Source organism: Parendozoicomonas sp. 209JJ7-1, from assembly GCF_058147085.1.
In genome coordinates this window covers 66,934-86,154 of record NZ_JBYVJU010000002.1, presented here as the reverse complement: position 1 = coordinate 86,154, position 19,221 = coordinate 66,934, and the positions used below count along the sequence as shown (strand labels likewise).

Genomic DNA, 19,221 nt, shown 5'->3' with positions numbered 1-19,221 from the left:
CTTTTAACCACTTCAGGTTCTGTTGCTTAAGGTGTTTCTTTTTCCTTAAGCAACATCTCTTCTCCTACTCTTTATCCACAACCTTCCTTGTTAAACGGGAAACGGCAAAGCACCAGCCTCTGGTAAATATTGAAATATCCGCTGCTGTGTAAGCTGCCTGTTTATCTATACATTGCTGGACAACAGTCTCTTTTTCCACAGCCATCAATTTCTTGGTTATATTTCCCTGACGGAACTCCCGTAACTTTTTTAATAATGCTCTGCAATGTCTACATGCCGCTTTTACCAGACTTTCTGTCTGTGCCTCCTGATCTCTTGATTCAGAAGACAACTTTAAAGACATGGCATAATGGCGCCTTAAAACGGTACCAGCAGGCCCGTCAACAAAGCCTTCCTGTAATCGGCTCTGGTAAGATTCTGGAGAGGACAGATAAGTTTTGGTCACTCCCTGGCGCTGCATACTTGAGCTGACTACGCATAAACGATGAAAAGACTGTTGGTGTTGTTTATAAAGCTGTCGCCTCTTTTGCTCATGGCTTGCTAAACAGTAGTCTGGTAAATCCTGTCTTATATCATCCGACATCCCCTGCAGCTCATCACTTAACATGTCATATCTTTGTTGTTGTCTCTGAGCCAGATGCTGGGTAGCAATAAGGTCATCGTGTAAACGACCCAGCCTTCCACGGTAGATGCCATATAAGAGAGTTAATAATCCTGCAGCAATTGGCAATCCCGGCATTATTCCAACGCCAAACCAGGCCAACCCATACCAGGATGCTCCCGTAATAATTCCTGTAGATAACAGTGATGGAAAAATATTGACAGCTATAGGCTTCACCTTCTCAAAGCCGTAGTTAAACAGTGAGAAAAGATAATCTATATCCATCATTGAATATGCGGAATCACTGATACTGATTTTTCTACGTGAAAGACTTTTCTCTTCACAGAGAAATGCAGGGTTTTCCCCCTGTGAAATATCCCTCTCCAGAGAATGACCAGATTCTTCTCTGTTTCTGTTATAGCCAGAAGCGCTGTTTGGATAAACTGGCAGATGACCTGTTCTTATCTCCATAGAAATCCATCCCCATGGTGCAAATCCTTTACAAGATTGGACAATCGCCTGACCAGTTTGCCTCTTCAGCCCTAACTATATGGTTAGAAATACTGACACCTGCCTTCTTGGAAAACTCAAAACAATAAAGGCCGGGAGCTCCGGCCTTTATTAAGAATGACAATATATGCGGCAGTGATTAACTCTTCTTTTCCATCAGCTTCTCAACCAATCCAATCAGGATATGTATCACTTTAATATGCACTTCCTGAATACGGTCCGCATAACCAAAGTGGGGAACACAAATCTCAATATCCGCCATGCCAGCCATTTTGCCTCCGTCCTTCCCGGTCAGGGCAATAGTCTTAATGCCTTTTTCTTTTGCAGCCTCAAAAGCCCGAATAATATTGGCGGAATTACCGCTGGTGCTGATACCCAGCACAACGTCTCCCGCCATACCCACAGCTTCCAGATAGCGGCTAAATACGAATTCGTAGCCGAAGTCATTACTTACACAGGAGAGATGGCTGGGGTCAGAGATAGCAATGGCCGGATAGCCAGGGCGGTTCTCCCGGTACCGGCCTGTCAGTTCCTCAGCAAAGTGCATGGCATCACAATGGGAGCCACCATTGCCGCAGGAAAGGACTTTTCCACCCTGCACAAAAGACTCAACCAGAAGCTCAGCCGCGCCCTGAATTTTGGCCAGCTGGCTCTCATCAGCAAGAAAGCGGGTCAGGACTTCCTGAGCCTCGTTTAGCTCACCACGGATAAACCCCTGTAACTTATTCATTTTAAACACTTTTTAAGATATCAGAGACGAATAAGGCCGATTTAACCCGGCCTTATCTTATTACACGTCGAGGTTGGCAACCTTCAAGGCGTTACTTTCAATAAAGTCCCGCCGAGGCTCAACCTGGTCACCCATAAGGGTGGTGAAAATTTGATCAGCTGCGATAGCATCCTCAATGCTCACCTGAAGCATGCGACGATTCAGGGGATCCATTGTGGTTTCCCAGAGCTGATCAGGGTTCATCTCACCCAGTCCCTTATAGCGCTGGATACCGTGGCGTTTGGTGGATTCATACATCAACCAGTCAAGGGCCTGGTCAAAGGTATCCACTGGCTGGTTCCGTTCCCCTTTCTTCACATGGGCACCTTTCTCCAGCAACCCTTTCAGCTTTTCGCCCAAAGCCACAATTGAGGCGTAATCATTGGAAGAGAAGAACTCATTCTGGAACAGGTACTTGGTTTCCAGGCCGTGGGCGTACACAGACACTTCAGGCAACCAGGTCTGGTGCTCCCGGTCTTCCACGACACGCATAGTCATAGTGCTGCCAGACATGGTATTGCTGGACAACTCTTTATCCAGTTCACTGGCCCAGTTCTCAACCAGGGCCTTGTCTTTCAGGTTCTCTTCCTTCAACGGCTCGGCATACACCAGGCGCTGCATAACATCCGTCGGGTAGAGACGAGCAAGGCGGCTGATTACACCCTGAACCTGGCGATACTCATTCACCAGGGCTTCCAGTTGGGCATCTGCGATGCCAGGAGCATCTTCATTCACATGCACGCTTGCGCCTTCCAGCGCGACCGTCGTGAGGTACTCCTGCAGGGCAGTATCATCTTTCAGGTACTGCTCCTGCTTGCCACGCTTCACTTTGTAAAGAGGCGGCTGGGCAATATAGATATAGCCTCGCTCAATCAACTCTGGCATCTGCCGGAAGAAAAACGTCAACAGCAGGGTGCGAATATGGGCACCATCCACATCCGCATCGGTCATGATAATAATCTGGTGATAACGCAGTTTATCCAGATTGTATTCTTCCCGACCAATACCACAGCCCAATGCGGTAATCAGTGTACCTACCTCCTGGGAGGAGAGCATCTTGTCGAAGCGGGCTTTTTCTACGTTAAGAATCTTACCTTTCAAAGGCAGAATGGCCTGGGTTCTGCGGTCGCGACCCTGTTTGGCCGAACCTCCCGCAGAGTCACCCTCCACAATGTAGAGTTCTGAGAGGGCTGGGTCCTTCTCCTGGCAATCTGCCAGCTTTCCGGGCAGCCCAGCAATATCCAGGGCACCTTTACGCCGGGTCATATCACGGGCTTTACGGGCCGCTTCACGGGCACGGGCCGCATCCAGCATTTTGCCAACAATGATCTTGGATTCCTGGGGGTTCTCCAGCAGGAATTCAGAAAATGCCTTACCCATTTCCTGTTCAACCGCCGTCTTCACTTCGGATGACACCAGTTTATCTTTGGTCTGGGAGGAGAACTTGGGATCGGGAACCTTTACAGAAATAATGGCCGTTAAACCTTCACGGGCATCATCACCGGTAGTGCTGACTTTCTGCTTCTTCGCCAGTCCTTCAGACTCAATATAATTGTTCAGGGTTCGGGTCAGGGCTGACCGGAATCCGGCCAGGTGAGTACCACCATCACGGTTGGTTATATTGTTGGTAAAACAGTAGATGTTCTCCTGAAAGCCATCATTCCACTGCATGGCCACTTCAACACCCACGCCATCATCATGCTGGGAAGTGAAGTAAACAACCTTATTCACAGGGGTTTTATTCTGGTTCAGGAACTCTACAAAGGCTTTCAGGCCACCTTCATACATAAACTGATCTTCACGACCATCCCGCTCATCTTTCAGGTTTATACATACACCAGAATTCAGGAACGAGAGTTCACGGAGCCGCTTGGCCAGCACATCGTAACTGAAATGGATATTGCTGAAGGTTTCAGCGGAGGGCCAGAAAGTGACTTCTGTACCAGTCACATCGGTTTCACCCACAATGGTCAGGGGCGCTTTAGGCACACCATGATCATAAATCTGTTGATGGACATTACCGCCACGGCGAATGGTCATGCGCAGTTCACTGGACAGAGCATTCACCACAGATACACCTACACCGTGCAGACCGCCAGAGACTTTATAGGTGTTGTCATCAAATTTACCGCCTGCGTGCAGCACAGTCATAATAACTTCTGCAGCGGAAACACCTTCTTCTTCGTGGATTTCTGTAGGAACCCCACGACCATTATCCTTCACGGTCACCGATTCATCCGGATGGATAATCACGTCGATCGCGGAACAGTGACCTGCCAGCGCTTCATCTATAGAGTTATCGACGATTTCAAAAACCATATGATGGAGACCGGTTCCATCATCCGTATCTCCGATGTACATACCAGGGCGCTTGCGGACTGCATCCAGCCCTTTCAGCACCTTGATATTTGATGCATCGTAAGTTTGCTCGCTCATTCCGCCACTCTCTCCAATAACACTACCAATATCACCAAGTACCAGTTCATACCGGCTGCCCGGCTTACTGATAGCGATTGGCTTACATTTATCCTGCGTCCATCAGGGTCATCCCGGCAGACTGCTGACGCTCCCCAGTCATCTCACTCAGTGTTCCATGTTCCACATGGAACATTTTTACATTTGTGCCAGAATCCCACACATCATCCAGAGTATCCTTTTCCACGCATGTGATAAACACCTGAGATTTCATCTCCTCCAGCATACTGCAGAGGCGCTGACGGTGTTCTGTATCCAGTTCCGATGGCAAATCATCAACAAGATAAACACATCCAAACTGGCTTTGCTGGCTGAACAACTGCCCCTGGGCAAGTTTAAGAGCACAGACAACGGCCTTCTGCTGCCCCCTGGAAAGATTATCTACTGCCGCCAGCCCTTTATAACGGAGTCGTAAATCTGCTCTGTGAGGTCCCCACTGGGTATAACCCACTTCAAGATCACGTTTAAGGGATCTTTGCAGAACCTCCTCAAGACTTTTCTCTTTATCCCAGCCCCGTGAATAGGAAACCTGGAGGTCTGATATTCCAGAGAGAGACTCAAGTGTCTTCTCAAAGACCGGTTTCAGGGCTTGGAAATACTTCGCCCTGTAGCCATCAATATCTTCACCGGCCTGGATTATTTCCTGATCCCAAACCCTTATCAGAGAATCCGCTATTTTACCATGTCGGAGCAGGGCATTCCGCTGTTTCATAGCTTTCTGTAACCGCTTCCATGTATCCAGAAAACGATGTTCCACATGGAACACTCCCCAATCGATAAACTGTCGGCGATCTTTGGGAGAACCTTCAAGCAGTCGAAAAGTATCTGGATTAATCACCTGAAGGGGAAGAATAGAGGCAAGGGAAGAAGCCAGCCTGCAGTTTTCTCCATTTATATGGATACGGCAGGAGGCATCAAGATCACGACTCACCCCCAAAGCCCAGTTGTTATCAACACCTTTCACACTGCCAAACACCGTGCAGGACAGCTGCCCCTGGCGAATGACAGGCTTCAGTTTTGCAGAACGAAAAGAACGGGCCATACCGAGAAAATGTATAGCTTCCAGAAAACTGGTTTTACCACTGCCGTTATCGCCGTAAAGGATATTGATAGTAGGGGAGGGGGAGAGGGTCACAGACATCAGGTTTCTGATATCTGTGACCCGGACTTTCTGAAGAAAGGACATCGAGTGATGGGTACGCTTACAGACGCATGGGCATAACCACATAAACAGAATCACTGTTTTCGGGCTCTTCCACCAGTGCGCTGCTGTTGGGGTCAGACAGGGTCAGCTTCACCGCATCACAATCAATCACGGAAAGCACATCGAGGAGGTAGCTGACATTGAAGCCAATTTCGAGAGAGCCGCCGTCATAGGTGACCGTCACTTCTTCTTCTGCCTCTTCCTGCTCCGGGTTATTCGCCATTATCTTGACGGTATTCTGATCGAGGATAATGCGAATGCCGCGGTACTTCTCGTTGGACAGGATGGACGCACGGTTCAGGGCCTGACGCAGAATCTGTCGATCACCAATCACAATCTTGTCGCCACCACGGGGCAGAACTCGCTCATAATCCGGGAACTTACCGTCAACCAGTTTCGAGGTAAATATAAAGTCACCGGTGGTCGCACGGATATGGTTGGCACCCAGAGTGATGTTCACAATCTCTTCACCGTCGGTGAGCAGACGGGCCAGTTCCAGAATACCTTTACGGGGCACAATCACCTGGTGGCGATCATCCTGGCTGATATCCGCTTCTACGGTGCACATGGCCAGACGGTGACCATCTGTCGCAACAGAGCGCAGAGCATGCTCACGGACTTCCAGCAGCATACCATTCAGGTAGTAGCGGACATCCTGCTGCGCCATGGCAAAACCAGTACGGTCAATCAGCCTGCGCAGGCGGGACTGATTAATAGAGAAAGAGTAAGAGCCGGACTCTTCCTCAATACTCGGGAATTCATTGGCGGGCAGTGTAGACAGAGTAAAGCGGGAACGGCCGGAACGGAAAATCACCCGCTGGTCTTCTACCTGGAATGTAATGTCGCTGTCTTCCGGCAAGGACTTGCAGATATCCATTAACTTTCTGGCCGGAACGGTGATTTCACCATCTTCCGCCGGAGTTTCGAGATGAACACGGCCGACAAGTTCAACCTCAAGATCGGTACCGGTCAGGGAGAGGGTATTGCCTTCAACAACCAGTAATACGTTTGAGAGAACTGGCAGCGTCTGCCTGCGTTCAACAACGCCAGCGACCAGCAACAGTGGCTTCAGCAGGGCTTCCCGGTTAATGGTAAATTTCATTGTTTCCTTTCTCGCCTCTAGCTAAGGAAATTCGTCAATCTGAATACTTATGTAGACGCTGTGTATCAACTGATTCTATAAGACCAAAACAGTCAGAGATAGATCAAACAGCAGAACTAGCTGGTTAACAACCGAAGAAGGTTCTTGTGGTCTTCTTCTATTTCCGCATCTTTTGTACACAGTTCCTTCACCTTCCGACAGGCATGCAACACCGTCGTATGGTCACGCCCTCCGTAAGCATCACCAATCTCCGGCAAGCTATGGTTTGTCAGCTCCTTGGACAAAGCCATGGCAATCTGCCGGGGTCGAGCAACAGAACGACTTCTTCTTTTGGACAGTATGTCTGAAATTTTGATTTTGTAATACTCAGCAACCGTACGCTGAATATTATCAATGCTAACCTGTTTATCCTGCAAAGCCAGAAGGTCTTTGAGGGACTCACGAATAAGATCAACGTCAATCTGTCGCCCCATAAAATGGGCGCTGGCAATCACCCGCTTCAGAGCACCTTCCAGTTCCCTGACATTAGAGCGAATGCGCTGGGCAATAAAGAAGGCCGATTCATGGGGCAGTTCCACCCGGGCCTGTTCCGCTTTCTTCATCAGAATAGCCACACGGGTTTCCAGCTCCGGCGGTTCAACAGCAACGGTTAAGCCCCAGCCAAAACGGGATTTCAGGCGCTCTTCCAGACCGGAAATCTCTTTCGGATAACGGTCACAGGTCAGGATCATCTGCTGACCACCTTCAAGCAGCGCATTAAAGGTATGGAAGAACTCTTCCTGGGAACGCTCTTTGCCGGCAAAAAACTGGATATCATCAATCAGCAGAGCATCCACAGAACGGTAGTAACGCTTAAAATCGTTAATCGCGTTAAGCTGCAATGCTTTCACCATATCCGCTACAAAACGTTCGGAATGCAGGTAAACAATTTTTGCATCCGGATTCTGCCGGGCCAGATGGTTACCCACAGCATGCATAAGGTGGGTTTTACCCAAACCCACGCCTCCATATAAAAACAGTGGGTTATAAGCGGAACCAGGATTCTCAGCCACCTGTCGTGCAGCCGCCAGAGCCAGCTGGTTGGATTTACCTTCCACAAACGAGTCAAAAATAAAGGACTGATTCAGGGAACTGGTATGTTTAATACTGCCTTCAACTTCCACCTGACGGCGTGGAGACGAAGATCTTTTTTGCACCATAGTTCCTGATTGAGAAGAACGCTGAGAATCCTCTGATACCAGACCAGAAACAGACTTATCCCCAAGTGATTCCCTTTCGAATTGCTGTTTTTTCTTCTGTTTCTCTTTAACAACATTAACCAACCTGGTTTTCTTGCTCTTGGGGGGAGCAGGCTCAGGCACCACCTTGCTCAGAACATCCTCTTCCTTTTCTTCAGGAGTCTGTTCAGCAAGACCAGTCCGTTCTTTTTCCGATTGATCAGACACAGCTTCAGGGCGATGGCTTCGGGAGCTTACTGACTCCACTGCCACAGAACGTCGCGCTGGTTTCTTCACCGATGAAGGCTCTGGTGAAGATACAGAAGAAGAGGACTCATCCCCCATCAGATCAAGATTGGTTTGGGAATTTTCCCTGGATTCCCTTAATGATGAGAGAGACTTTTTTCCTGATGGCTTTTTGGTACCACGAAAGCCACCGAAGGTTGGCCGTCTGCTACTGACACCAAGAGCAATGGCCGGAGGTATGCCATCAGAAAATTCAAGGAAGATTTCTTCGATACGGGGCAGATACTTATCTTTCACCCAGTCGAGAATAAAACGGTTGGGCGCGAGCAGGCAGACTTCATCCTGGTCAGCCATGACTTTTAACGGGCGCAGCCAGGTATTGAATTGCTGAGACGGCAACTCATCCTGAAGAATTTCCATGCACTTTTGCCAGAGCTCACGAGGCACAAGGATAACTCCGCTCATATGAACGACAATGGTCAGTAATATATTGAAAACTAACTTATTTTATCCCGATACATAAAAGTTATCCACACCCTTAATAACAAATTTATCTTATAAACAGCATTTTTATTATTATTTTCATAGGGTTAAAGGGATAACTTTATTAACCTGTGGATATCATTGGAAAATAAGCCGTCTGTGGATAGACCTGTGTAAAACCATGGAATCCATTATCTACAAACGCTGATGAAGACAAGTAGATATACTTTCGTCCCACCATTCAAAATCCGGGATCTGACAGGTAGAACGGGAAGCCAATAAATAACAGGGATAAGCACTTTACAGGTTAAAAGAATTCGTTTTAAACGGTATTAACGGGAAGAAAAGCCGGAAATATACATAACAGTGGTAGATTGGTTGTTTTTTATACTTCTTTTAAATTGACGCTAATTGCTCTATTCCCTAAAATTGCGCGTCATTTTCTTTTTTCGTGTTTCCATTACGTGAAACCTTTACCAAGTAGAGATATATCATGAAAAGAACTTTTCAGCCCAGTGTCCTGAAGCGTAAACGTACCCACGGCTTCCGCAGTCGTATGGCCACCAAGAACGGCCGTGCGGTTCTGGCCCGTCGTCGCTCCAAGGGCCGTAAACGCCTGGCAGCCTGATTGCAGTTTCGAGCCTGAATATGACCTTCGCATTCAGCCGAGTTCTCAGGCTGTTGAAGGCAGCAGAGTTCAAACGGGTCTTCGACAAGGCAGACATTAAGGTTTCCGACAGAAACCTGTTGATTCTGGCACGCAAGAACCAGTCCGAAAATCCGCGACTCGGTTTAATCATTGCGAAAAAGAATGTACGCACCGCAGTATCCAGAAACAGGATAAAACGGGTTATACGTGAAACATTTCGCCACAATCAGCACAGCCTTCAGGGACTGGACTACGTTGTTCTGGCCAGAAAAGGTCTTGGAGAACTCAATAACAGGCAGCTGCACAGCTTGCTCAACAAACAGTGGTTGCGGGCTCAGAGAAAATCTGAAAAAGGAGATACACGCCGAATACGGCCAACTCCTTCTGAACGAGCGCCATCCCCTGTCGACTGACTATCCACAGGGGCACCACCGCCAGACAGAGGCAGAACATGTTTAATCCTTTACGGTCTCTCGTTCTGTTACTGATAAGGGGCTATCAATATGGAATTAGTCCCCTTATGGCGAACCACTGCCGATACATCCCCTCCTGCTCCTCCTATGCCATGGAAGCCATCACCGTTCACGGCCTCCTCAAAGGCGGATATCTCTCATGCCGACGTTTACTGCGCTGCCACCCATGGCATCATGGTGGGTACGACCCTGTGCCCGGCTGTCAGAAACACACGGTAGTGAAACAGGCGGATCCGGACACCCCCACTCGTTTCGATGGCCATTAAATCATGGATTTGCAACGCACCCTCTTGATCGCGGGTCTGGTTGTTGTCGGTTACCTGATGGTGCTGCAATGGAACCAGGACTATAACCAGCCGCCGGCTGTAAGTAAGGCAGCCACCCAGCTTCCTGCCAGCAGCGCGCCTGACGTTACCCACTCTTCTAATGCAGCATCCGATGTCCCGGTACTCTCCGAGGACTCTATACCGGATACAGCCGCCCCCCTGGCTCAGCTGGTTACCGTAAAAACGGACACCCTGATCCTTACAATTGATACCCGTGGCGGCGACATTGTGCGCGCCGAGCTGCCCAAGTACCCCCGGGTCAAAGACCAGCCAGAACCTTTTGTACTTCTGGAAAACTCCGCCAGCCGCCTGTTTATTGCCCAAAGTGGCCTGGTCGGCACCGATGGTCCTGATCGTAAAGGCAAGCCTGTGTACACCACAGACAAGACCGAATACGACATGGGCTCCAACAATGAGCTGACCGTTGATATGACCCTGAAGGGTGACAACGGTGCCAACATCACCAAGCGTTTTACCTTCACGCGTGACCAGTACAAGATTGATGTTGACTACATTATTCAGAATAACAGTGACAGCACCTGGAAGGGCAACTTCTTCGGCCAGCTGAAGCGCGATAACTCTGAAGACCCCAGCAAAGAGCTCAGCAATGCCGGTGGTGTCAACACCTACCTGGGTGCCGCCCTGCGCAGCAACGAGAAGCAGTACCAGAAGCTGGACTTCAGCGACTTCTCCGACGAGCCTTTCAAGGAAACTGTTGAAGGTGGTTATGCAGCCATCGTCCAGCATTACTTTGTCAGCGCCTGGGTACCCAAGCAGGATCAGAAGAACACCTACCAGACACGTGTCTTTAATGGTGACAACATTGTCAGCGTCGTAGAACCCGCTGTAGACATTGCCCCTGGCCACTCCGCAACTGTCGGCGCGACCCTGTACCTGGGTCCGAAAGACCAGAAAGTCCTCGGCCAGATGGCCAAGGGCCTTGACCTGACCATCGACTATGGCCTGCTCTGGTGGTTCGCCAAACCGCTGTTCCTGCTGCTCAGCTTCCTGCACTCCCTGATCGGTAACTGGGGCTTCAGCATTATCGCCCTGACCGTGATCGTGAAAGCAGTGTTCTATCCGCTGTCCGCCGCCAGCTATCGCTCCATGGCGAAGATGCGCAAGGTCACCCCGAAGATGCAGGCTCTGAAAGAGAAGCATGGAGATAACCGCCAGGCCCTGTCCCAGGAGATGATGAAGCTGTACAAGGAAGAGAAAGTGAACCCTATGGGTGGCTGTCTTCCTATCCTGGTGCAGATGCCGGTATTCATCGCCCTGTACTGGGTACTGCTGGAATCCGTTGAACTGCGTCAGGCTCCCTGGATCCTGTGGATCCATGACCTCTCCCAGATGGATCCCTACTTTATCCTGCCGCTGATTATGGGCGCGTCCATGTTTGCCCAGCAACTGCTGTCTCCGGCACCGCCCGATCCCATGCAGGCCAAGGTAATGAAACTGATGCCGGTGATTTTCACTGTCTTCTTTCTGTGGTTCCCGGCCGGCCTGGTCCTGTACTGGGTAACCAACAACCTGCTGTCTATCTCTCAGCAGTGGTATATCACCAGGAAAATCGAAGCAGAGGGTTAACCAGCCTTCCTGATCTCCTTAAAAAACGGGCCTTCGGGTCCGTTTTTTTTCGCCTTGTGGAAAGTTATCCACAAGGATGCTTTGCCCCTTGACAGCCTGTTCATTAGACTAGCGTCCTTTACACACTACTCAAAAGCGGCTCAGACATGCCATGACCTATCAGACTTCTTCATTCCCTCAAAAACACTCTCTCCAGGAGACAATTGTCGCCCAGGCGACAGCCCCCGGTCGTGGTAGTGTCGGCATTATCAGAGTCTCTGGCCCCAAGGTGAAAGAGATTGCCGAAATTATCATCAGGCAATCCCTGACCCCACGCCATGCCCACTACCTGCCTTTCTATGATTCTGATGGCCATGTGATTGATGAAGGTCTGGCTCTGTACTTTCCCGGTCCCAACTCCTTTACCGGTGAAGATGTACTGGAATTACAGGGACATGGCGGCCCCGTGATTCTCGATCTGCTGTTAAAAGAAATCACAAAGTATGGTCCACGACTGGCACGCCCTGGTGAATTTTCCGAACGCGCTTTTCTCAATGACAAGCTGGATCTGGCCCAGGCGGAAGCTATTGCAGACCTGATAGACAGTACCTCTGCAGAAGCAGCCAAGAGCGCTGTTCGCTCCCTTCAGGGAGCTTTCTCACAGCGTATCCATGAGCTTGTGGAAAGCCTGATCAATCTGAGAATCTATGTAGAAGCCGCCATCGACTTTCCAGAAGAGGAAATCGACTTTCTCTCCGATGGCCGTGTCAGCCGCGATCTCGAACAGGTTATCAACAACTTATCAACAGTTTTTACCGAGGCTCGTCAAGGGGCTTTGGTACGTGATGGCATGACTGTGGTGATTGCCGGACGGCCCAATGCAGGGAAATCCAGCCTGTTAAATGCGTTGTCCGGGCGAAACAGCGCTATTGTCACAGATATAGAGGGTACAACAAGGGATGTACTGCGGGAACATATCCACATCGACGGCATGCCCCTGCATATTATTGATACCGCCGGTCTCAGGGACAGTGATGATGTTGTGGAACAAATTGGAGTAAAGCGCGCATTTAATGAAATCGCCCAGGCTGATCTGTTGTTGTTGATGGTGGACAGCACAACTACATCTTCCACCAACCCCCATGATATCTGGCCGGACTTTGTAGATCGTTTACCCCCTGGTGAAAAAATTACCGTCGTCAGAAACAAAATTGACCTAAGCAGTGAACAACCCGGGCTTACTGACTGTGAATATCCGGTAATTCGCCTTTGTGCGCAGAATGGTGATGGTGTGGACAGTCTAAGACAGCACCTGAAAACCTGTATGGGTTATACCGGTACAACAGAAGGAAGTTTCAGCGCCCGCCGTCGTCATATTGAAGCCCTTGAAAAGGCCCACAACCTCCTTGAAGAAGGTCGAAACCAGTTACTGGGCCTGGGTGCCGGTGAACTGCTGGCGGAAGACCTTCGTCAGGCTCAACAGGCTTTGGGAGATATTACCGGAGAGTTCACCAGCGATGATTTGCTTGGAAAGATTTTCTCTTCGTTCTGTATCGGTAAGTAGCAGAAAAGTCAGTACCTGCTATCTCTAAAAATTCTGAGGGTTAAAGGTTTCATAACTTTTAACCCTTTTTTTATGCACGGCTTATCCACAAGAAACACACATAAATTACAGTGCCAGTTTCAAGTATCTTCAGTTAATCACAAGTTATTCACATGTGGCTAGCTTTCTCCTTCCTTTGGTAACCAAACGAAAGAACAAACTATCCACAAAAGAGTGTGATTAACTACCTGTGGATAAATTGAGGATAAAGTACAGAATTTTCTCAGTGTATAAACCTGTTGATAACTAAGGGATAACCGGTGACTTAACCTGTGAATAAAAAACACTTGTGGATAACTAACGATTTATTCACAAGTTATACAGAGCTTAATCCCCGGTTGATCACCGGTTTTATACAACTTTATTAACCGGATAACGTGTTGTTTTTACTTTGTTTTTTGTACTTTTCCACAAAAACAGGGCTGCTTAATAACAACAACATAAATAAGAAAAGATATATAAAAGGATATATATCATTATTCTTAATATTCATCTCACCGGAAAATATTCAGAAAAGTAAAAAAATATAAACAGGGTATGTACCAGCAAAATGTGAATAAGATATATCCACAAAAATGAGCGGTTTTCTTTTTTCCGACACTCTTTATACTCACGCGTCACTGTCAAACACTTAACCGGCTATCCATAACCGGTCCCCGTTATTCAGCCAAACTTCAGAGGAAGCAGACACGTGGACTTTCCAGAACGTTTTGATGTCATTGTTGTCGGTGGTGGACATGCCGGAACAGAAGCAGCCCTGGCATCAGCACGTATGGGAGCCAAAACCCTGCTGATAACCCACAACATAGAAACCCTCGGACAGATGTCCTGCAATCCGGCTATTGGCGGTATAGGTAAAAGTCACCTGGTTAAAGAGATTGATGCCCTGGGTGGTGCTATGGCGAAGGCTACTGACCTGGGTGGCATTCAGTTCCGTGTACTGAATTCCCGTAAAGGACCGGCTGTCCGTGCTACCCGTGCCCAGGCTGACAGGGTTCTCTACAAAGCTGCTGTCCGTGAAATCCTGGAAAACCAACAGAATCTCTGGCTATTCCAGCAGGCTGTGGATGACCTGATTATGTCCGGTGACACCGTCTCCGGTGTGATTACCCAGATGGGGCTGAAGTTTTTTGCGGAACAGGTTGTGCTTACCACTGGCACATTCCTGGGGGGAATTATTCATATTGGCTTGCAAAACTATGGTGGTGGTCGTGCCGGCGATCCTGCAGCAATCAATCTAGCCAATCGGCTTCGGGAGATGCCCCTGCGGGTGGAACGTCTGAAAACAGGTACGCCTCCCCGTATTGATGCCCGGTCTGTTGATTTTTCCGTTATGCAGGAACAACCTGGGGATACACCACAACCGGTTATGTCCTTTACCGGCTCCCGTGAAGACCATCCCCAGCAAATCAGCTGCTTTATTACCCACACCAATGAGCGTACCCATGAGATTATCCGTGATGGTCTGGATCGCTCTCCCCTGTATACCGGTGTGATTGAAGGTGTTGGTCCTCGTTACTGCCCGTCCATTGAAGACAAGATTCAGCGTTTCGCCGATAAAAACTCCCACCAGGTATTTATCGAACCGGAAGGTCTAACGACCAACGAACTCTATCCTAACGGGATATCCACAAGCCTGCCCTTTGATGTACAGCTGAACCTGGTACGTTCCATTCGTGGTATGGAGAATGCTTATATTTCCCGTCCCGGTTATGCCATTGAATATGACTTCTTTGATCCCCGTGATCTGAAACCTTCCCTGGAAACCAAAGTGATTCCCGGCTTGTACTTTGCCGGACAGATTAACGGCACTACAGGCTATGAAGAAGCAGCTGCTCAAGGTTTACTGGCCGGTTTGAATGCCGCTCTGCGTGCCCGTGGTGATGAGCCCTGGTGTCCCCGTCGTGATGAGGCCTATATCGGAGTCATGGTCGATGACCTGATCACCAACGGTACCTCTGAGCCTTACCGGATGTTTACCAGCCGGGCAGAATACCGTTTGCTTCTGCGGGAAGATAATGCTGACCTGCGTTTGACACCTAAAGGGCGTGAACTGAGTCTTGTGGATGATGAGCGCTGGGAATATTTCTGCCGTAAGCAGGAAGCCATTAACCTGGAATCTGATCGCCTGAAAACCACCTTTGTTCATCCCGGTAAACCGGAAACAGAACAGCTGAACAGCAAACTGGAAAATCCCATTAACCGTGAATACAGTTTGATGGAACTGCTGAAGCGTCCGGAACTGGGTTACCAGGATGTTGCTGGTCTGAAAGGGAAAGCGGTGAATGATGAAGCTGTGGCCGAACAGGTGGAAATTCAGAGTAAGTACCACGGTTATATCGAACGCCAGGCGGAAGAAATCGCCCGCCTGCGTCGCCATGAAGAGACACCTCTTCCGGAAAATATGGATTACGACGCCATTACCGGACTGTCTAATGAAATTCGCCAGAAGCTGAATAATGTCCGTCCCCATACTCTGGGGCAGGCTTCCCGTATACAGGGTGTTACACCGGCAGCCATCTCCCTGTTGCTGATCCATCTGAAAAAACGCTCACTGGTGACGGAACGCAAAGCCCAGTAACGCTTTTGCATGGAAGCCACGATTCAGACCCTGTATCCGTGATAAAATCACCGGTTTGCGTAATTGTTCAAACAGGATCGTGGTTTCTGTGAATAACCTTGAGAGTATGCTGCAGTCCGGCACGGACGAAATGGGCATAACAGTCACACCGGAACAGGTTGTTCTGCTGCGTCGCTATGTGGATCTTCTGGTGAAGTGGAACCGGGTGTATAACCTCACCGCAGTACGTGATCCGGAAGAGATGGTGTCCCGCCATATTCTCGACAGCCTCAGTATCCTGCCCTATGTAGAAGCCAGCGTGCCTGTTGATGGTTCTCTGATTGATGTGGGTTCCGGTCCGGGACTGCCGGGTATTCCTTTAGCTATTATGTTGCCTGATCGTCGTATATCCACCCTGGACTGTGTGGGTAAAAAGATACGTTTTCAAAATCAGATCAAGATCGACCTGCAGTTGGATAACCTGACTCCTCTGAATGAACGTGTGGAAAAGTGGAATCCTGAACAACCCTACGACGCTGTTCTGTCACGGGCCTTCAGTTCCCTGAAAGATATGATTGAAAGCACCTGCCATCTGCTGAAGCAGAACGGTCAGTGGCTGGCCATGAAAGGTATACACCCGGAACTGGAACTGGCCGAACTGCGATCCATCCGGCATGATATTTCTATGAAAAAGTCCCATTCACTCACTGTCTCCAGTTGTGAAGGCCAGCGGCATCTTGTCATACTGGAACAAATGGATTCTGAACTGGCGGTATAAAAAGGGCCTTGCTATGGGAAAAGTGCTGGCGATTACCAATCAAAAAGGTGGTGTGGGAAAAACAACCTCATGCGTCAACCTGGCAGCCTCTCTCGCTGCGACCAAGCGCAGGGTGCTTCTGGTAGACCTGGATCCCCAGGGTAACGCGACAATGGGTTGTGGAGTCGATAAACACGATCTTTCTCTGTCTGTTTATGATGTTCTGGTGGGAAACTGCAGCATTCATGAAGTTGTTGTTATGTCCGAAGCCGCTGGTATCGAAGTTCTGCCAGCCAACAGTGACCTGACTGCGGCGGAAGTGGAGCTGATTGATAAGTCCGATAGCGAAGGTCGCCTGCACAAGGCTCTGGAGCAGATCAGAGATGACTATGACTTTATCCTGATGGATTGCCCTCCGTCTTTAAATATGCTCACTGTCAATGCACTGGTAGCTGCAGATGGCGTCATTATTCCCATGCAATGTGAATATTACGCCCTTGAAGGCCTGGCAGCCCTTGTGGAAACTGTTTCGGGTATTGCCAGCACCCGTAACCCCCGTTTGCATATCGAGGGTTTGTTGCGCACCATGTATGATCCGCGCAACAGTCTGACTGTCGAAGTTTCAAGGCAATTGATCAGTCATTTTGGCAACAAGGTATACCGCACAGTGATTCCCCGGAATATTCGCCTTGCGGAAGCCCCCAGCCATGGTTTGCCGGTAATGAAATACGACAAACACTCCCGCGGTGCTATTGCCTATCTGGCGCTGGCCGGGGAACTGATTCGCCGGCAGGAAGCCGGTAAGGCCCGGCAAGAGCCGGAACACGCTGAAACAGCCGTGAGGTAAGAGCACGAGTGGCCAGGAAGAAAGCACTGGGAAAGGGCCTGGGAACGTTACTGCAAAGTGCGCGGGTTGCCGAAGAGATTGAACAGCTCCAGGGTCCGGAAACATCCGAACAGGAAACTGTCCGTGACCGTATGCTCCGGGCTCTGCCGGTCGAAATTATTGAGCGCGGTCGCTACCAGCCCCGCCGGGATATGAGCCCGGAAGCCCTGGAGGAACTGGCCAGCTCCATCCGTCAGCAGGGGGTGATGCAGCCCATTGTCGTGCGTCCTGTGGGTGAAAAGTCTGAAGGCCGCTACGAAATTATTGCCGGTGAGCGTCGCTGGCGGGCTACCCAGCTGGCGGGCCTGGATACAATTCCTGCCGTTATCCGCGAAGTGCCCGATGAAGCCGCCATCGCCATGGCGCTGATTGAGAATATCCAGCGGGAAGACCTGAATGCCATCGAAGAAGCCTTGGCACTTCACCGCCTGAAAGAAGAATTCGACCTGACCCAGCAGGAAGTGGCCGAAGCTGTGGGGAAATCCCGGGTCACAGTGACGAACCTTCTGCGCCTGCTGACTCTGCGTGATGATGTGCGCAAGATGCTGGAGTATGGCGATATTGAAGCGGGACACGCCAAAGCGCTGTTAGGTTTGAGCGATACTTCCCAACTGGAAGCAGCCAGAACGGTTGTGGCCAAAGGACTGTCTGTTCGTCAGACCGAAGCACTGGTGCGTCGTATGCAGCAGGAGTCGGCCGCGGAAAAGAAGCCCCAGCAGAAAATCGACCCCAATGTCCGTGTTATGGAAGAAGACCTATCCCGTAAAGTTGGCGCAAAGGTTTCTATTCAGCACAATGCCAAAGGCAAGGGCAAGCTGGTTGTCAGCTTCAATAGTCTGGATGAACTGGATGGGGTGGTTGCCCATATCCAGTAACTGAGGGTGATTTTTCTACGCCTTTGCAACTGCATCCTTTGCAACTGCACAGGCCGCCAGGGTATTACGTATCAATGGCCTGAACTTTTTATAAGGTGGGGGGTGGTCTGGGTGCAGGTTTTTTTCTCCCCGGTAGAGCTTTTCCGCAGCCCAAATCACTGCCGCGCCACAATCATCTCCATCCCTCTGCTTTGGTGGCTCTATCGCCTCCAGTCGGTACTCCGCTATAGCGTCAGCCATTGATAGGTTGCCCGCTTGCCGGAAAAAGCTCACCAGCCAGGATTGCAACTGATATGCTTCTGTTCGGACTCTCCTTGTTTGCCAGGAATCAACAGAATAAATAGTTTTTTCCCTGTTATCCACAACAAGCAATATCCAGTGCTCGGTTATACAGCAGGGAAAAAATACCTGGTCTGAGCGGAGCTTTATTTCCATTAAATGTTTCACCCTTGGAAACTGGTTCTTACCGACCTGGGAGCGGAAGAAGTCTGATGAGAGGGTGGCACAGGTTGGCTGGTTTTTATTGCAGGGCATTATGCTGCGCTGCTGACACAGGGACAGAGAGCAATTAATAACAGCACTTGTCAACCATTTCTTCCGGTTCAGGCTGTTAAGATCCCTTTTTACAAAAAAATCTGTCGGACTGATACCTGCGTAATATTCACTGTCGTCTATAAGTAGTGTCTCAGGTAATTTTTCTGTAAAGGCTTGCCTGAGTTTTCTCCGTAAACATGGAGGGACAGTGGTTTTTTTTTCTTCAGAGAGTAATGAAGAGCGGGTAATTCTGCAGGAAGAATCGGACTGTGATGAGCTGCCGGTGTCTGAGTGGGTCATCTGAAGAGTATTATTATCTGCTGGGATAATAAAAAGCTGCGGTGGTTGCATGGTTTGAGGTTTCGGAATGGCAGAATTCTGTCGC

Annotated in this window: 16 protein-coding genes; 9 read left to right on the top strand and 7 right to left on the bottom strand. The window is 49.4% G+C overall.

The window, feature by feature from the left end; genetic code table 11:
* Window positions 1–64: 64 nt before the first annotated feature.
* The 6 genes from ACY2RQ_RS02385 to dnaA form a co-directional block, all read right to left on the bottom strand.
* Complete coding sequence (locus ACY2RQ_RS02385) at window positions 65–889, bottom strand: hypothetical protein (protein WP_490111353.1); 825 nt, start codon at window positions 887–889, stop codon at window positions 65–67.
* A gap of 361 nt (window positions 890–1,250) precedes the next feature.
* The gene (lpcA, locus tag ACY2RQ_RS02380; RefSeq protein WP_490111352.1) at window positions 1,251–1,841 is read right to left on the bottom strand and encodes a D-sedoheptulose 7-phosphate isomerase; all 591 of its coding nucleotides are present in this window, start codon (window positions 1,839–1,841) and stop codon (window positions 1,251–1,253) included.
* Window positions 1,842–1,901: 60 nt separating this feature from the next.
* Window positions 1,902–4,316: a DNA topoisomerase (ATP-hydrolyzing) subunit B gene (gene gyrB / locus ACY2RQ_RS02375; protein WP_490111351.1), complete on the bottom strand. Its 2,415-nt coding sequence runs from the start codon at window positions 4,314–4,316 to the stop codon at window positions 1,902–1,904.
* A gap of 88 nt (window positions 4,317–4,404) precedes the next feature.
* Window positions 4,405–5,541 carry a DNA replication/repair protein RecF gene (gene recF / locus ACY2RQ_RS02370; RefSeq protein ID WP_490111350.1) on the bottom strand — a complete coding sequence of 379 codons (1,137 nt, stop codon included), beginning with the start codon at window positions 5,539–5,541 and terminating at the stop codon, window positions 4,405–4,407.
* 16 nt (window positions 5,542–5,557) lie between these two features.
* Complete coding sequence (gene dnaN / locus ACY2RQ_RS02365; RefSeq protein WP_490111349.1) at window positions 5,558–6,661, bottom strand: DNA polymerase III subunit beta; 1,104 nt, start codon at window positions 6,659–6,661, stop codon at window positions 5,558–5,560.
* 116 nt (window positions 6,662–6,777) lie between these two features.
* The gene (gene dnaA, locus ACY2RQ_RS02360) at window positions 6,778–8,589 is read right to left on the bottom strand and encodes a chromosomal replication initiator protein DnaA (RefSeq protein WP_490111348.1); all 1,812 of its coding nucleotides are present in this window, start codon (window positions 8,587–8,589) and stop codon (window positions 6,778–6,780) included.
* A gap of 511 nt (window positions 8,590–9,100) precedes the next feature.
* Between dnaA and rpmH the strand changes: the two genes are divergently transcribed.
* The 9 genes from rpmH (at window position 9,101) to ACY2RQ_RS02315 (ending at window position 18,302) form a co-directional block, all read left to right on the top strand.
* Window positions 9,101–9,235, top strand: a complete 135-nt coding sequence (gene rpmH, locus ACY2RQ_RS02355) for a 50S ribosomal protein L34 (RefSeq protein WP_490111347.1) — start codon at window positions 9,101–9,103, stop codon at window positions 9,233–9,235.
* 20 nt (window positions 9,236–9,255) lie between these two features.
* Window positions 9,256–9,669 (top strand): ribonuclease P protein component, encoded by a 414-nt coding sequence (rnpA, locus tag ACY2RQ_RS02350; protein WP_490111346.1) that lies wholly within the window; start codon window positions 9,256–9,258, stop codon window positions 9,667–9,669.
* A gap of 38 nt (window positions 9,670–9,707) precedes the next feature.
* Complete coding sequence (gene yidD, locus ACY2RQ_RS02345) at window positions 9,708–9,995, top strand: membrane protein insertion efficiency factor YidD (RefSeq protein ID WP_490111345.1); 288 nt, start codon at window positions 9,708–9,710, stop codon at window positions 9,993–9,995.
* 3 nt (window positions 9,996–9,998) lie between these two features.
* Complete coding sequence (gene yidC, locus ACY2RQ_RS02340) at window positions 9,999–11,642, top strand: membrane protein insertase YidC (protein WP_490111344.1); 1,644 nt, start codon at window positions 9,999–10,001, stop codon at window positions 11,640–11,642.
* A 151-nt stretch (window positions 11,643–11,793) separates the two neighbouring features.
* Window positions 11,794–13,185, top strand: a complete 1,392-nt coding sequence (gene mnmE / locus ACY2RQ_RS02335; RefSeq protein ID WP_490111343.1) for a tRNA uridine-5-carboxymethylaminomethyl(34) synthesis GTPase MnmE — start codon at window positions 11,794–11,796, stop codon at window positions 13,183–13,185.
* A 730-nt stretch (window positions 13,186–13,915) separates the two neighbouring features.
* Window positions 13,916–15,805 carry a tRNA uridine-5-carboxymethylaminomethyl(34) synthesis enzyme MnmG gene (mnmG, locus tag ACY2RQ_RS02330; RefSeq protein ID WP_490111342.1) on the top strand — a complete coding sequence of 630 codons (1,890 nt, stop codon included), beginning with the start codon at window positions 13,916–13,918 and terminating at the stop codon, window positions 15,803–15,805.
* Between the two features lie 88 nt (window positions 15,806–15,893).
* The gene (rsmG, locus tag ACY2RQ_RS02325; RefSeq protein ID WP_490111341.1) at window positions 15,894–16,562 is read left to right on the top strand and encodes a 16S rRNA (guanine(527)-N(7))-methyltransferase RsmG; all 669 of its coding nucleotides are present in this window, start codon (window positions 15,894–15,896) and stop codon (window positions 16,560–16,562) included.
* Between the two features lie 13 nt (window positions 16,563–16,575).
* Window positions 16,576–17,388 (top strand): ParA family protein, encoded by an 813-nt coding sequence (locus ACY2RQ_RS02320; protein ID WP_490111340.1) that lies wholly within the window; start codon window positions 16,576–16,578, stop codon window positions 17,386–17,388.
* An 8-nt stretch (window positions 17,389–17,396) separates the two neighbouring features.
* Window positions 17,397–18,302, top strand: coding sequence for a ParB/RepB/Spo0J family partition protein (locus ACY2RQ_RS02315; RefSeq protein ID WP_490111339.1), 906 nt, complete (start codon window positions 17,397–17,399; stop codon window positions 18,300–18,302).
* A 15-nt stretch (window positions 18,303–18,317) separates the two neighbouring features.
* Here the strand turns inward: ACY2RQ_RS02315 and ACY2RQ_RS02310 are convergent, their stop codons facing one another.
* Window positions 18,318–19,136, bottom strand: a complete 819-nt coding sequence (locus ACY2RQ_RS02310) for a Ulp1 family isopeptidase (RefSeq protein ID WP_490111338.1) — start codon at window positions 19,134–19,136, stop codon at window positions 18,318–18,320.
* Window positions 19,137–19,221 lie beyond the last annotated feature (85 nt).

Coding starts and splice junctions, on each gene's coding strand:
- ACY2RQ_RS02385 (WP_490111353.1), bottom strand. CDS start 889: ATGATGGATATAGATTATCTTTTCTCACTGTTTAACTACGGCTTTGAG.
- lpcA (WP_490111352.1), bottom strand. CDS start 1,841: ATGAATAAGTTACAGGGGTTTATCCGTGGTGAGCTAAACGAGGCTCAG.
- gyrB (WP_490111351.1), bottom strand. CDS start 4,316: ATGAGCGAGCAAACTTACGATGCATCAAATATCAAGGTGCTGAAAGGG.
- recF (WP_490111350.1), bottom strand. CDS start 5,541: ATGTCCTTTCTTCAGAAAGTCCGGGTCACAGATATCAGAAACCTGATG.
- dnaN (WP_490111349.1), bottom strand. CDS start 6,661: ATGAAATTTACCATTAACCGGGAAGCCCTGCTGAAGCCACTGTTGCTG.
- dnaA (WP_490111348.1), bottom strand. CDS start 8,589: ATGAGCGGAGTTATCCTTGTGCCTCGTGAGCTCTGGCAAAAGTGCATG.
- rpmH (WP_490111347.1), top strand. CDS start 9,101: ATGAAAAGAACTTTTCAGCCCAGTGTCCTGAAGCGTAAACGTACCCAC.
- rnpA (WP_490111346.1), top strand. CDS start 9,256: ATGACCTTCGCATTCAGCCGAGTTCTCAGGCTGTTGAAGGCAGCAGAG.
- yidD (WP_490111345.1), top strand. CDS start 9,708: ATGTTTAATCCTTTACGGTCTCTCGTTCTGTTACTGATAAGGGGCTAT.
- yidC (WP_490111344.1), top strand. CDS start 9,999: ATGGATTTGCAACGCACCCTCTTGATCGCGGGTCTGGTTGTTGTCGGT.
- mnmE (WP_490111343.1), top strand. CDS start 11,794: ATGACCTATCAGACTTCTTCATTCCCTCAAAAACACTCTCTCCAGGAG.
- ACY2RQ_RS02320 (WP_490111340.1), top strand. CDS start 16,576: ATGGGAAAAGTGCTGGCGATTACCAATCAAAAAGGTGGTGTGGGAAAA.
- ACY2RQ_RS02310 (WP_490111338.1), bottom strand. CDS start 19,136: ATGACCCACTCAGACACCGGCAGCTCATCACAGTCCGATTCTTCCTGC.